The 13299-nt window shown below is 46.2% G+C and carries 14 protein-coding genes; 12 read left to right on the top strand and 2 right to left on the bottom strand.

The window, feature by feature from the left end; translation table 11 throughout:
- Positions 1-49 precede the first annotated feature (49 nt).
- From recO to H9J30_RS01955, 4 genes are all read left to right on the top strand, one after another.
- Positions 50-751 carry a DNA repair protein RecO gene (gene recO, locus H9J30_RS01970; RefSeq protein ID WP_240129454.1) on the top strand — a complete coding sequence of 234 codons (702 nt, stop codon included), beginning with the start codon at positions 50-52 and terminating at the stop codon, positions 749-751.
- Positions 752-835: 84 nt separating this feature from the next.
- Positions 836-1573 carry a pyridoxine 5'-phosphate synthase gene (gene pdxJ / locus H9J30_RS01965; protein ID WP_240129453.1) on the top strand — a complete coding sequence of 246 codons (738 nt, stop codon included), beginning with the start codon at positions 836-838 and terminating at the stop codon, positions 1571-1573.
- A complete protein-coding gene (gene acpS, locus H9J30_RS01960) occupies positions 1573-1956 on the top strand; it encodes a holo-ACP synthase (protein WP_240129452.1) in 384 nt (127 codons plus the stop codon). The genes pdxJ and acpS overlap by 1 nt, the downstream gene beginning before the upstream one ends.
- Before the next feature lie 170 nt (positions 1957-2126).
- Positions 2127-2663 carry an Mpo1 family 2-hydroxy fatty acid dioxygenase gene (locus H9J30_RS01955; protein ID WP_240129451.1) on the top strand — a complete coding sequence of 179 codons (537 nt, stop codon included), beginning with the start codon at positions 2127-2129 and terminating at the stop codon, positions 2661-2663.
- 68 nt (positions 2664-2731) lie between these two features.
- Here H9J30_RS01955 and H9J30_RS01950 read toward each other — a convergent pair whose 3' ends face one another.
- The gene (locus H9J30_RS01950; protein ID WP_240129450.1) at positions 2732-4003 is read right to left on the bottom strand and encodes an HlyC/CorC family transporter; all 1272 of its coding nucleotides are present in this window, start codon (positions 4001-4003) and stop codon (positions 2732-2734) included.
- A gap of 102 nt (positions 4004-4105) precedes the next feature.
- Positions 4106-4894, bottom strand: coding sequence for a cytochrome C assembly family protein (locus H9J30_RS01945; protein ID WP_240129449.1), 789 nt, complete (start codon positions 4892-4894; stop codon positions 4106-4108).
- Positions 4895-5227: 333 nt separating this feature from the next.
- On the opposite strand from H9J30_RS01945, the gene ffh reads away from it, so the two are divergent.
- From ffh to hcp, 8 genes are all read left to right on the top strand, one after another.
- Positions 5228-6601 carry a signal recognition particle protein gene (ffh, locus tag H9J30_RS01940; RefSeq protein WP_037415628.1) on the top strand — a complete coding sequence of 458 codons (1374 nt, stop codon included), beginning with the start codon at positions 5228-5230 and terminating at the stop codon, positions 6599-6601.
- A 218-nt stretch (positions 6602-6819) separates the two neighbouring features.
- Entirely contained in the window at positions 6820-7068 is a 249-nt protein-coding gene (rpsP, locus tag H9J30_RS01935; protein WP_240129448.1) for a 30S ribosomal protein S16, read from the top strand.
- A 20-nt stretch (positions 7069-7088) separates the two neighbouring features.
- Positions 7089-7619 (top strand): ribosome maturation factor RimM, encoded by a 531-nt coding sequence (rimM, locus tag H9J30_RS01930; protein WP_240129447.1) that lies wholly within the window; start codon positions 7089-7091, stop codon positions 7617-7619.
- Between the two features lie 15 nt (positions 7620-7634).
- On the top strand, positions 7635-8381 hold the full coding sequence (gene trmD, locus H9J30_RS01925; RefSeq protein ID WP_240129446.1) for a tRNA (guanosine(37)-N1)-methyltransferase TrmD: 747 nt from the start codon (positions 7635-7637) through the stop codon (positions 8379-8381).
- A gap of 34 nt (positions 8382-8415) precedes the next feature.
- On the top strand, positions 8416-8769 hold the full coding sequence (gene rplS, locus H9J30_RS01920) for a 50S ribosomal protein L19 (RefSeq protein WP_006080791.1): 354 nt from the start codon (positions 8416-8418) through the stop codon (positions 8767-8769).
- Between the two features lie 297 nt (positions 8770-9066).
- On the top strand, positions 9067-10158 hold the full coding sequence (locus H9J30_RS01915; RefSeq protein ID WP_240129445.1) for a 3-deoxy-7-phosphoheptulonate synthase: 1092 nt from the start codon (positions 9067-9069) through the stop codon (positions 10156-10158).
- A 60-nt stretch (positions 10159-10218) separates the two neighbouring features.
- Complete coding sequence (tyrA, locus tag H9J30_RS01910) at positions 10219-11358, top strand: bifunctional chorismate mutase/prephenate dehydrogenase (RefSeq protein ID WP_037431256.1); 1140 nt, start codon at positions 10219-10221, stop codon at positions 11356-11358.
- A gap of 216 nt (positions 11359-11574) precedes the next feature.
- Positions 11575-13239, top strand: a complete 1665-nt coding sequence (gene hcp, locus H9J30_RS01905) for a hydroxylamine reductase (protein ID WP_240129444.1) — start codon at positions 11575-11577, stop codon at positions 13237-13239.
- Positions 13240-13299 lie beyond the last annotated feature (60 nt).

The raw sequence follows: 13299 nt of genomic DNA, 5'->3' as shown, positions 1-13299 counted from the left end.
ACTCATAGAGCGATAGGCCAAGCCTAATCATGAACGAGCGCGCTGACCGATGAAACGGGGTTATGTTTTGCATCATCGCCCTTACCGGGAGTCTAGCGCGCTGGTGAATCTCTTGGTCGACGGTATTGGCCGTGTCGATGCAGTGGCGCGGGTCGGGAGCGGTAAACGCTCCATCAAAAGTATCCTTCAACCTTTTCAGCCGCTGATTTTTGAATTTAGTGGCAAGTCTGAACTCAAAAACATCAACCAAATTGAAGCGGCGGCACCTGCCGTGCCTTTATCGGGTTATAGCCTGTATGCGGGCATGTATATTAATGAGTTGCTGATGCGCACCTTGTCAGTTCAGCATAATGCTGAGGCATTATTCTTTATCTATCATCAAGCTTTAGTGGGGCTGGCGGCACAATTTTGTGAGTCGAAACTGCGTTATCTTGAATTAGCATTGCTGCGTGAATTAGGTGCTATGCCATCCCTTATCCGTGATACCCAAGGGGAGCCGCTTATCCCTGAGCATTATTATCAACTCGTGCCAGAACTTGGGTTTCAATTTGTGTTGAACAGCAGGGCAAAGCATACCTATCAAGGGGCTATGTTGATGGCGCTTAACGATAATCAATTGTTACAAGAGCAGTTTGTAGAGGCTAAGCGTTTGATGCGTTCGATGTTGCAACCTCTGCTCGGTAATAAGCCATTGGTGAGTAGACAATTGTTTATTCAGGCTGCAGCTTTAAAGGTAGATGGGAATAATTAGCCCTAGCTCCTGTTTTTTAGTGTCTGCCCCAGTACAATAGGGCGCGATATCATTTTAGCCTTACCAAAAATAAAGGAGTTCCCGATGAGCCGTATCTTATTGGGTGTAAATATCGATCATATTGCGACCCTACGTCAGGCTCGCGGAACCAGTTATCCAGATCCTGTCCATGCTGCGGCCGTTGCTGAGCATGCAGGCGCCGACGGTATCACCATTCATTTGCGGGAAGATAGACGTCATATCATTGACCGCGATGTCTATTTGTTGGCAAAAACTTTAAAAACGCGGATGAACTTTGAGTGTGCAGTGACTGAAGAAATGCTCGATATCGCCTGCGAAGTGAAACCGACCTACGTTTGCTTAGTGCCTGAAAAGCGCCAAGAAGTGACCACAGAAGGCGGCTTAGATGTGGCTGGTCAATTAGATAAAATCACTGCCGCTGTTAGCCGTTTAGCCGCCAATGGTATTCAAGTCTCACTGTTTATCGATGCCGATAAAACCCAAATCGATGCCGCAGTCGCCTCTGGCGCACCGCTTATCGAAATCCATACGGGTTGCTATGCCGATGCCAAAACGGCAGATGAAGAAGCTAAAGAGCTTGAACGTATTCGTGAAATGGCAAAATATGCCCACGGCAAGGGCCTGATTGTTAACGCCGGTCATGGACTGCATTATCACAATGTGAAGCCGATTGCGGCGATCCCTGAGCTCTATGAACTCAATATTGGCCATGCCATTGTGGCCCGAGCCGCGATTGATGGCCTTGCAACAGCGGTTAAAGATATGAAAGCGCTGATGTTAGAAGGTCGTCGAGGCGAATAATGGCGATCGTGGGACTGGGTACAGATATTGTTGAAATCGAGCGTATCACGGCTCATGTGGTCCGTTCTGGCGATAAGTTAGCCAAACGCGTATTGACAGAGGCTGAGTTTGAAATCTATCAACAACATAGCCAACCCAGTCGCTATTTGGCCAAACGCTTTGCTGCAAAAGAGGCCGCAGCCAAAGCGTTAGGTACGGGCATTGGTCGTGGGGTATCTTTTCAGCATATCCACATTGGCAATACGATTGATGGTGCGCCGACAATTGATTTTACGGAAGGTGCGCTGCAGCGTTTAGCTTTGCTCAATGGTGTCGTTGGGCACATTTCAATCGCAGATGAAAAATCCTATGCCATCGCTACGGTGATCCTTGAATCGCGTTAATCGTTTATCTTTGATGATGAAGGGAGCGTAATGCTCCCTTTTTGCTATCTTGTATTTGAATGCAACATTTTCATTACTTTTGCTGTTCAGTCGACTTTTTTTGGGCTAGTTTATGCGCTAAGCGTCATGTTAGGCGCAAATTTGCAGGGACTGAGTAAAAGGAGCCCAAGATGAAATCCGCCGTAGAGCAGTTATCAACCTATAAAAGTGTGCATTTAAATCCGAGCAATATTCGAACTCATTTTATTGGCATCCCATTAATTATATGGTCGGCTTTCCTATTATTAGCGACTATCCGTATTCCACTTGGTAGTGCTGGCGATGTGAGTTTAGGTGTGATTTTAGGGGCTGGCGTGCTGGTTTATTATTTTCGTTTGCATGCAAAGTTAGCGGTTGGTCTGGCCCTGTTTATCACTCCCCTCGTGTATTCAACAGAGTTAGTGGCCTCCTCTCCCAATGCATTTTGGTTAGCCATATCGGTATTTATTGTTGGTTGGGTTTTTCAGCTGATTGGCCATCAATACGAGAAGGCAAAGCCTGCCTTTATTGACGATTTAAACCAACTGTTAATTGGTCCGTTTTTCTTAATGGCCGAAGTGTATTTTATCCTGGGGCTAGAAAAAGATTTAGATGCCCAAATTACACCTATTGCGATTGAGAAGCGCCGTGCACTCGAAGCGCGGCTGAAGACGCAAAACGTTAAATAATCTCTTGGGGGAGAAGGTAATCGGCTGAATTCCATTTGGATTCGGCCTATTTTTTATGTGTAGTAAAGTTAGCGGGGTGGTTGATAATGCTGTGGGATTATACGCACTGTTTTGACCATATTGTCAGCGACTTCAATGACTTCTAGCGGGTAGCCGGCAAGGCGTAGGCTCGTGTTTTCGCAGGGGATGTCCTCCAAATACTCTAAAATCAGGCCATTGAGGGTTTTAGGACCATCGGTTGGGAAATCCCATTTCATTTCTTTGTTCAAATCGCGGATGGTGATACTGGCATCAATCAAATAACTCCCATCCTGTTGTTGGTTAATCTCTTCACTCGCGGTTGGTAACATTGAGGTGGTGAAGTCGCCGACAATTTCTTCGAGGATATCTTCGAGTGTTACCAGTCCTTGAATATCGCCATATTCATCCACGACGAGGCCAATACGCTCTTTGTTGTGCTGAAAATTGGCCAATTGCACATTGAGTGGTGTGCCCTCAGGAATAAAGTAGAGTTCTTTGACGGCGCGCAGCAATGAGGATTTACTGAACTGCTCTTTTGATTGCAAACGCAGCGCATCACGCAGATGAATAAAGCCGACTGCATCATCAATGGTATCGCGGTAAACCAACACGCGAGTATGGGGGCTTTGGATCACTTGGCGATTGATATACTTAAAGTCATCATTGACGTTAATTGCATAGATATCAGAGCGTGGCACCATGATATCTTCAACAGTGACTTTTTCTAAGTCTAGGATCGATAACAACATTTCTTGGTGGCGTTGGGGGATCAAGGCGCCAGCTTCATGAACGACTGTGCGAAGTTCTTCCTTGCTTAACGCATCACTGCTGCTGATAGATTTTATGCCAACTAAACGCAGTATTCCCGTGGTGATGAAATTGACGCTGGTGACGGCATAGGCAAATATTTTTGATAGCGCAATAAGTATATAGCTTGATGGGAAAGCAATACGTTCTGGATTTAATGCCGCAACGGTTTTAGGCGTGACCTCGCCAAAGACGAGCACGACTAATGTAAGCACACCTGATGCAATGGCGACGCCTAAATCGCCCCAAAGGCGCATACCAATAATCGTGGCGATGGACGCAGCGAGGATATTGACTAGGTTATTGCCAATCAAAATCAAGCCAATTAAGCGGTCTGGGCGTTCTAACAATTTAAGGGCACGAATGGCACCTTTATGGCCATTTGAGGCGAGATGCCTTAATCGATAGCGATTAAGGGTCATCATGGCGGTTTCAGAAGCTGAAAAGTAGGCAGAAAAAAGGATAAGCACCATTAAGAAGATGAGGAGTGCGCTTGTCGATATAGCGTCCAAAAATAGGCTCCAAATTAGGCCAAAGTGTTTAAGTTGATACCGAGAAATAAACGGAGTGTCAAGTCAGCTTAGGGAGTAAGCACCTAAGCTGACTTGAAATTATTAACTAAGAATTAACTCTTTGACAATGCGGGCACCAAAATAAGCTAAGGATAACAAGGTTGCGCCCGTTAAGGTGTAAATAACTGCGGTGCGAATCTTACAGCCAACCCAATACTGCTGCCACAGCATAGCGATATACACGAACCAAGCGATAATTGACAAAATCGCCTTATGGCCTTTGCCATCGGCAAACATATCGTCGAGGAAGATAAAGCCTGTGGCGAGGGATAAGCTCAGCAAAATGACCCCAATAATCACCAGATGATACAGCTGTTTTTCCACTGTCATCAGCGGCGGAATGCTAGGGCTTAACATCAATTGTTTCTTTTTGAGCTTGTTTTGGATCATCGCCAGTTGGATAGCGTATAACGCGGCAATCATTAACGCACTGTAAGCCATGAGTGATAGCACAACGTGGGCTAAGACTTCAGGATACAGTTCAAAGTGGGTGATAAATTTAGGTGGGAGTAACCATAACAATGCCACCGATAATACCGAGCAGGCATAGACCACGGGCACAACCACAATCACTTTTAGCCTAAACATCATCACCGTAAAGGTGAAGGCGATGATCCAGTTCACTAACGAGATCACATTAGTGAGGCTAAAATTTTGTCCATCGGTCGTAAATATCGCCTGTGAGAGGGCAGCAGCGTGCAGAATCACCGCAATCGCTGCAATACCTGCAACGGCTTTACGATTAGGACCTTCAGGATGGAACAGCCGGCTTGTCACTAATACCAATGCGATGCAATAAAAAAACATGGCTGAGGCAGAATAAATGACCATGGGTAATTAACCTATTCGTGTTGTTAAAGGTGCCTTTATCCCCAAACGCCCTAAAGCGCGTATCTTCATGTTGTTTGGGTTTTAACTTGGCATACAGATCAATATTTTGCCTAGAATAGCATGAGCCATCGGCAAATGGGCAGTGACATAAGTTGCAAAATTTAGCAGATTCTTATTGTTAGGCGTAAATAGTCGCCGTCAAATCGCAAAATAAGCCTAAAAGCAGATTAAATGCCTAAGTTAACGCAACTGGGGCGTAGCAGTAGCATAATGCGCCCGCATGGTTATAATACTGCCCATTAATCGAGATCCTTAAAGGTATAGAGCAGGACGATGTTTGAGAATCTAACCGACAGACTGTCACGCACGCTGAAAAATATCAGTGGCCGTGGTCGCTTAACCGAAGAAAACGTTAAGGAAACCCTGCGCGAAGTGCGTATGGCGCTGCTTGAGGCCGATGTTGCCCTGCCTGTGGTGCGTGAATTCGTTAACAATGTAAAAGAACGTGCCGTTGGCCAAGAAGTGGCGAAAAGCCTAAGCCCTGGCCAAGCCTTTATTAAGATTGTTCAAAGTGAACTTGAAAAATCCATGGGCGAGGCAAATCAAGCTCTGGATTTAGCCACTCAGCCGCCAGCCGTGGTGATGATGGCAGGTCTTCAAGGTGCGGGTAAAACAACCAGCGTTGCCAAACTGGGTAAGCTGCTGCGTACGCGCCACAAAAAATCAGTATTAGTGGTCAGTGCCGACGTATATCGTCCTGCGGCTATCAAACAGCTTGAAACCTTGGCGACCGAAGTTGATGTGGAATTCTTCCCATCCGATGTCAGTCAAAAACCTATTGATATCGCCAAGGCTGCAATTGCTCACGCTAAACTCAAATTCATCGATGTAGTGATCCTCGACACCGCGGGTCGTCTGCATGTCGATGAAGCGATGATGGATGAAATCAAGGCGTTACACGCTGCGGTTAAACCTATCGAAACCTTGTTCGTGGTTGATGCCATGACAGGCCAAGATGCGGCAAATACCGCTAAGGCGTTTAACGAAGCCTTACCACTGACGGGGGTGATTTTAACTAAGGTCGACGGTGATGCTCGCGGCGGTGCAGCACTATCGATTCGCCATATTACTGGCAAGCCAATTAAATTCCTCGGCGTGGGTGAAAAGACCGATGCCTTAGAACCTTTCCATCCTGACCGTATCGCCTCACGCATATTAGGTATGGGCGATGTGCTCTCACTTATTGAAGAAGTGGAGCGCGGTGTCGATAAAGAAAAGGCGATGAAGCTCGCTTCCAAAGTGAAGCAGGGCGGCAGTTTCGATCTAGAAGACTTCCGTGAACAGCTGCAACAAATGAAAAACATGGGCGGCATGATGAGCATGATTGAAAAGCTGCCCGGTGTTGGCCAGCTACCACCGGATGCTCTAGCACAAATCCAAGATGGCAAAATGACTCGCCAAATGGAGGCGATCATCAATTCGATGACAGCTAAAGAACGTAAAAACCCTGATTTAATCAAGGGTTCACGTAAGCGCCGTATTGCTGCGGGTTCGGGGACTGAGATTCAAGATGTAAATCGTTTATTGAAACAGTTTACCCAAATGCAAAAAATGATGAAAAAAATGTCGGCTAAGGGCGGCATGCAAAAGATGATGCGTGGAATGCGCGGCATGATGCCTGGTGGAATGAAATTTCCTGGGCGCTAATATCAACGATTTTTATCAAAGTTGATGTTTTATCAGTTGGTTGATTCTGTTTAGAACTGTGGGTGCAATCCTTGGCTAGGTTTAATAATCACCAGATTGGGTTGCATTAGTTGAAAAGTCAGGTAAAATCTTCCGGCTTTCTATCTGGGACTCTTCGCGAACACGGGGTTCCAGTTTTTATTTTTGCTTCAAGCAAATCATTAGAGGATTGAAAACGCATGGTTACCATTCGTTTAGCTCGTGGTGGCGCTAAAAAGCGTCCATTTTACAACATCGTTGTTTCTGACAGCCGTAACGCTCGTGACGGTCGTTTCATTGAGCGTGTTGGTTTCTTCAACCCATTGGCCCGTGGCCAAGAAGAAACTTTACGTTTAGACCTAGCTCGCGTTGAGCACTGGGTTGCAAACGGCGCTGCGACAACTGATCGCGTAGCAAAATTGATCAAAGACGCTAAAGCAGCTGCTTAATAGCGTTAAGGTATAGATTGATGAGCAGTAACCAACAGCCAGTCGTACTGGGGAAATTAGGCTCCTGTCATGGCATTAAAGGTTGGCTGAAAATCACCGCCTATACCGATTCTGTTGAAGGTATCTTTGACTATTCGCCTTGGCTTATTAAAGAAAATGGCGAATGGCGTGAAGTAAAAGTCACTCAGTGGCGTTACCAAGGCAAGGCAGTTGTTGCTGAGCTTGAAGGTGTCACCACGCGGGAGAGAGCGCAAATGCTCACCAATTGCGAAATTGGTATCCTGCCACAGCAGATGAATGCATTGCCAGAAGACGAGTTCTATTGGCGTGATCTTATCGGTTGTGAGGTGATTAATACTACTGGCTATAACATGGGGATTGTCGATCAAATCGTGGAAACCGGTTCGAACGATGTACTGCTTGTTAAAGCCAACGCTAAAGATAGTTTCGGCAAAGTGGAACGTATGGTTCCCTTTGTCCCAGGGCAGTTCATCTTAAAGGTGGATGTCCAAGGTAAACAGATTTTAGTGGATTGGGATCCTGACTTTTAAGTCGAGGTACAACATATGTGGTTAGGGGTTATTACCCTGTTCCCAGAAATGTTTCGTGCCGTAACAGACTTTGGGGTTACGGGTCGTGCCGTGAAAAACGGCCTGCTTGAGTTGCACACGTGGAATCCTCGCGATTTCACCCATGATAGACACAGTACGGTGGATGACAGGCCTTACGGCGGTGGTCCCGGTATGTTGATGATGGTGCAGCCCTTACGCGATGCCATTCATGCTGCGAAAGCAGCAGCAGGCGAAGAGGTAAAGGTGATTTACTTGTCACCTCAAGGACGCAAGCTGGATCAGCAAGGCGTTACTGAGTTGGCTAAATCATCCCGGTTGATTTTGGTGTGTGGTCGGTACGAAGGTATTGATGAGCGCATCATTCAAACGGAAGTGGATGAAGAATGGTCGGTTGGAGATTACGTGCTTTCGGGCGGCGAATTACCTGCGATGACCATGATTGATGCAGTATCGAGATTGGTTCCTGGCGTGCTAGGAAAACAAGCTTCGGCGGAGCAAGATTCTTTCTCCGACGGTTTACTGGATTGTCCTCATTACACGCGCCCTGAAAGCCTAGATGGACTCGATGTACCTGCAGTGCTGTTAAGTGGTAACCACGAACAAATTAGACTCTGGCGTTTGCAGCAAAGCCTTGGTAGGACTTTACTGAGACGACCAGAATTATTGCAAAATCTAGCTCTGACTGACGAACAATCGACTCTTTTAGCGCAGTTCGTTGAAGCAATGGACAAGAATGCTTAGTCGTAGCTCAGTTAATTCTAGAACGGAGTAAGTTATGAACAACATCATTAAAATGCTCAACGATGAGCAAATGAAACAAGACGTACCTGCGTTTGGTGCTGGTGATACAGTAGTCGTTCAGGTTCGTGTTAAAGAAGGTGATAAAGAGCGTTTACAGGCTTTTGAAGGCGTTGTAATTGCTAAACGTAACCGTGGCCTGCACTCTGCATTCACTGTACGTAAAATCTCTAATGGCGAAGGTGTTGAGCGTGCATTCCAAACGCACAGCCCTCTGATCGCTAGCATTGAAGTTAAGCGTCGTGGCCGCGTTCGTCGCGCCAAACTGTACTACTTACGTGATCGTTCAGGTAAATCTGCACGTATCCGTGAAAAGCTGGCTACTAAGTAATAGTACCCGCTACAGAAAACAAGACGTAGTGTTCGCACAGAAAACCGCCCTCGTGGCGGTTTTTTGTTGCCTAAAGTTTATCTTTTGAGTCATTTAGCTCTTGTCTCACGCTAGTTGCCGATTTTGTTAAATTCCTCCTTGATCTTCTGGCTATTAATAGGCATATTAGTCGCTCACTGTAATGGTGTATCGTTACGGTGTTACATGGTGGCCTCGGCTATTTAATTCTTCCCCGCAGCACTTTGAGTTTCTGACTCCTGATATGTGGGGATATGACTTCAGTTTTAGGTGGTAAGCATGCAGCAGGATACAATCAATAACGTCCATATCAGTTCAGAGAATGTTCTTATTACCCCGCAGGAGCTCAAAGCTGCACTGCCACTCTCTGAGCATGCATATCGTTATATCCTCAATGCACGCAAAACTGTGGCGGATATCGTCCATAAGCGTGATAACCGCGTGCTCATCATTACTGGACCTTGTTCGATTCACGATATTGATGCCGCTAAAGAATACGCTTTAAAACTCAAAAAATTACACGATGAACTTAGTGATGAGTTTTACATCCTGATGCGGGTGTACTTTGAGAAGCCACGTACCACAGTGGGTTGGAAGGGGATGATTAACGACCCTGATATGGATGGCTCTTTTGATGTGGAAAAGGGCTTAAAGCTGGCCCGTGAGTTGATGATTTGGCTGGCCGAACTTGAGCTGCCTGTCGCAACCGAAGCACTCGACCCTATCAGCCCTCAGTATATTTCGGAGCTAGTGACTTGGTCGGCCATAGGTGCTCGCACCACAGAATCGCAAACCCATCGGGAAATGGCATCAGGCTTATCTATGCCCGTTGGCTTTAAAAATGGTACAGATGGTAAGCTTGATGTGGCCATTAATGCCCTCAAATCGGCAGCCAGTAGCCACAGATTTATGGGGATCAACCAACAGGGGCAAGTGGCGCTGTTGCAAACCGCTGGCAACCCTGATGGACATGTGATTTTACGTGGTGGCGTAACACCAAACTACGATGCGGCCAGTGTGGCCGAATGTGAGGCGCAGCTTCATAAGGCCAAGCTCAATGCCCGTCTTATTATCGATTGTAGCCATGGTAACTCCTCTAAGGACTACACCAGGCAAGTCCCTGTGTGTGAAGATGTATTTGCGCAGATCTACAACGGTAATAAGTCCATTATTGGCGTGATGTTAGAGAGCCATTTAAACGAAGGTAATCAAAGTTGTGATAAACCATTAAGCGAACTGGCCTACGGGGTTTCTGTGACAGACTCCTGTATTAATTGGGAAAAAACCGAAAGCGTTTTACGTGCAGGCGCATCGAAATTATCTTCAGTGTTACCGACTCGTTTCGATTTGCGTAAAGTGGCCAATGCTTAAGAGTTAATCTTAAGTGCCAACGTTTAAACACCTTCCCTTAGGTGAGTAGTGGACCGAAAAATGAATGAAAAAACCACAACTGAATTAGAACACCTTCGCGGCCTTATCGACGGCGTCGACCAGCAATTGCTGCATTTACTGCGTAAACGGCTAGATTTAGTCGCGCAGGTGGGCACAGTTAAGCATGCCGCAGGCCTGCCGATTTATGCGCCGCAACGTGAAGCTGCAATGCTGGCAAAACGCCGCGAAGAAGCCAAAACCATGGGTATTGCGCCGCAACTGATTGAAGATATTTTGCGCCGCTTGATGCGTGAGTCCTATCTCAATGAGAAGGATGTTGGCTTTAAGCAAGTGAAAAATGACCTAGGTTCAGTTGTGATTGTGGGCGGGAAAGGCCAGCTTGGTGGACTGTTTCAACAGATGCTGTCGCTCTCGGGTTACCAGGTCAAAGTGCTTGATAAAGACGACTGGCAGCAAGCGGAAACCTTATTTGCTGATGCCGGATTGGTACTGGTAACTGTACCTATCGCCATCACCTGCGACCTTATCCGTGCAAAACTAACCCAATTACCACAGGACTGTATTTTAGCCGACTTAACCTCTATCAAGACTGAACCGATGAATGCCATGTTAGCTGCCCACAAGGGACCCGTTGTTGGCTTTCATCCTATGTTTGGCCCAGATGTTGGCAGTTTAGCTAAGCAGGTTGTGGTGGTGTGTCATGGACGCGAAGCGGATAAATACCAATGGTTACTCGAGCAAATTACGATTTGGGGCGCACGAATTGTCGAAGCCGAGCCTGAACGCCACGATAATGCGATGCAGTTGGTACAGGCGATGCGCCACTTCTCAACCTTTGTGTATGGCTTAAACCTTTGCAAAGAAGAAGCAGATATCGAAACTCTGCTGCAATTTAGCTCGCCCATCTATCGCTTAGAGCTCGCCATGGTAGGGCGCTTGTTTGCCCAAAGCCCAGAGCTTTATGCCGATATTATTTTTGCCCAACAGGACAGCCAGCATGCGATTGGCGATTATTTGGATAACTATCGCGAGGCATTAGAGCTATTAAAGCGGGGCGATAGGGAAGCGTTTATCAACCAGTTCCAAACGGTTGCTAAGTGGTTTGGTGATTTTGCGCCGCAATTTCAGCGCGAAAGCCGCATGATGCTGCAATCGGTAAGTGATATGAAAACGAACTAATAATGAATGAGTTACCCATAAAAAATGCCCATCTTTGATGGGCATTTTTTATGGTTTTCGGGCAGGTTTGACAGTGTAGATTAGTGATTACTTAAAGTGATCTTTCTCTAAGATTTCGTATCCCATAATAGAAAAAACTGTCGCTTATTTTCGGTTTAGGTAGACTAATTTTAAACATGCATAAATAAAGCATGAATTTAAATTAGGAGTCTATCCATGTTCTGTATTCAGTGTGAGCAAACCATTCGTACACCCGCTGGCAATGGTTGTAGTTATTCCCAAGGTATGTGTGGCAAATTGGCCGCGACCTCCGATCTGCAAGACTTATTAATCTACATGCTGCAGGGTGTTTCAGTGTATGCGGTAAAAGCGCGCGAGTTGGACGTTGTGGATACGGAGGTGGATACCTTTGTTCCTAAAGCTTTTTTCTCGACCTTAACCAACGTTAACTTCGATGATGAACGCATTATCGCCTATGCTAAGCAGGCTGCTGAGTACCGTGAAAGTCTAAAAAATGCCTATGAAGCCGCCTGTGAAAAGATCGGTAAAACGCCTGAGCAAGTGCCGCCCGTCGCTCAGTTGGTGTTAGGTACCAGCAAGCTTGAAATGCTATCTCAAGCGCCTATCGCTTTGCTCAATAAAGATAAAAATAACATCCACGAAGATATTCTGGGGCTTCGCTTACTTTGTTTATACGGTCTGAAAGGTGCTGCTGCTTATATGGAGCACGCCCGCGTGTTAGGTAAAACCGATGAGGACATTGCTGCAGATTTCCATCAGATCATGGCGTTTCTTGGTGAGCCTAGTGTCGATGCGGATAAATTATTCTCTACTGCAATGGAGATTGGCCAATTAAACTATCGCATTATGGCCTTGCTCGATGCGGGCGAAACCGAAGCCTTTGGTCATCCAGAGCCTACGGTGGTTAATACTAAACCCGTTAAAGGCAAAGCCATTTTAGTTTCTGGTCACGATATGAAAGACTTAGAGCTTATCCTTGAGCAAACTGCGGGCAAAGGTATTAATGTTTATACCCATGGCGAAATGCTGCCTGCGCTGGCGTATCCTGCCTTTAAAAAATATGCCCATTTAGTGGGTAACTATGGTAGCGCTTGGCAGAACCAGCAAAAGGAATTCGCTAACTTCCCTGGCGCCGTGGTGATGACCTCAAATTGTATTATTGACCCGAATGTTGGCCAATATAGCGATCGTATCTTTACCCGCAGCATTGTAGGTTGGCCTGGTGTAGACCATCTGATTGGTGATGATTTCGCGGTGGTGATTGAAAAGGCGCTAGCGCTGGATGGATTTCAATATGATGAAATTCCACACAATATCACTATCGGTTTTGCCCGTAATGCCTTAATGGCAGCAGCGCCGACTGTAGTGGAAAACGTGAAAAACGGTTCTATCAAACATTTCTTCTTAGTCGGAGGTTGTGATGGTGATAAGTCGGAACGGAGTTATTTCACCGATTTAGCGAAATCGGCGCCAAAGGATTCCGTCATCCTGACCTTGGGTTGTGGTAAGTACAAATTCAACAAGCTGGAATTTGGCGACATCAACGGTATTCCGCGCTTACTCGACATTGGCCAATGTAACGATGCCTATTCGGCTATTCAGCTAGCTATCGCGCTATCACAAATCTTTGAATGCGATATCAATGAATTACCATTGAATCTTGTACTTTCATGGTTTGAGCAAAAAGCCATTGTCGTGCTGCTAACACTGTTATCACTTGGGGTGAAGAACATTCGTACAGGCCCAACACCACCGGCGTTTTTAACGGCTAACCTTGCCAAAATTTTGGAGGAAAAATTTGGCCTACGTAACACTACCACAGTTGAAGCCGATCTTAAGACCATGCTGAACGTGGCGTAGGTCGATTGCCAGCATAGAATCACTGCGGCTTGACGATAAGGTCGCAGTGTTATGGATACA

The organism is Shewanella cutis (genome assembly GCF_022410515.1).
GTDB classification, from domain to species: Bacteria; Pseudomonadota; Gammaproteobacteria; order Enterobacterales; family Shewanellaceae; genus Shewanella; species Shewanella cutis.
This window is presented reverse-complemented; position numbering and strand designations above follow the sequence as displayed.

What these genes read in the sequence shown, in the direction of transcription:
- recO (WP_240129454.1), top strand. Translation starts at nt 50, where the DNA reads ATGAAACGGGGTTATGTTTTGCATCATCGCCCTTACCGGGAGTCTAGC.
- pdxJ (WP_240129453.1), top strand. Translation starts at nt 836, where the DNA reads ATGAGCCGTATCTTATTGGGTGTAAATATCGATCATATTGCGACCCTA.
- acpS (WP_240129452.1), top strand. Translation starts at nt 1,573, where the DNA reads ATGGCGATCGTGGGACTGGGTACAGATATTGTTGAAATCGAGCGTATC.
- H9J30_RS01955 (WP_240129451.1), top strand. Translation starts at nt 2,127, where the DNA reads ATGAAATCCGCCGTAGAGCAGTTATCAACCTATAAAAGTGTGCATTTA.
- H9J30_RS01945 (WP_240129449.1), bottom strand. Translation starts at nt 4,894, where the DNA reads ATGGTCATTTATTCTGCCTCAGCCATGTTTTTTTATTGCATCGCATTG.
- ffh (WP_037415628.1), top strand. Translation starts at nt 5,228, where the DNA reads ATGTTTGAGAATCTAACCGACAGACTGTCACGCACGCTGAAAAATATC.
- rpsP (WP_240129448.1), top strand. Translation starts at nt 6,820, where the DNA reads ATGGTTACCATTCGTTTAGCTCGTGGTGGCGCTAAAAAGCGTCCATTT.
- rimM (WP_240129447.1), top strand. Translation starts at nt 7,089, where the DNA reads ATGAGCAGTAACCAACAGCCAGTCGTACTGGGGAAATTAGGCTCCTGT.
- trmD (WP_240129446.1), top strand. Translation starts at nt 7,635, where the DNA reads ATGTGGTTAGGGGTTATTACCCTGTTCCCAGAAATGTTTCGTGCCGTA.
- rplS (WP_006080791.1), top strand. Translation starts at nt 8,416, where the DNA reads ATGAACAACATCATTAAAATGCTCAACGATGAGCAAATGAAACAAGAC.
- H9J30_RS01915 (WP_240129445.1), top strand. Translation starts at nt 9,067, where the DNA reads ATGCAGCAGGATACAATCAATAACGTCCATATCAGTTCAGAGAATGTT.
- tyrA (WP_037431256.1), top strand. Translation starts at nt 10,219, where the DNA reads ATGAATGAAAAAACCACAACTGAATTAGAACACCTTCGCGGCCTTATC.
- hcp (WP_240129444.1), top strand. Translation starts at nt 11,575, where the DNA reads ATGTTCTGTATTCAGTGTGAGCAAACCATTCGTACACCCGCTGGCAAT.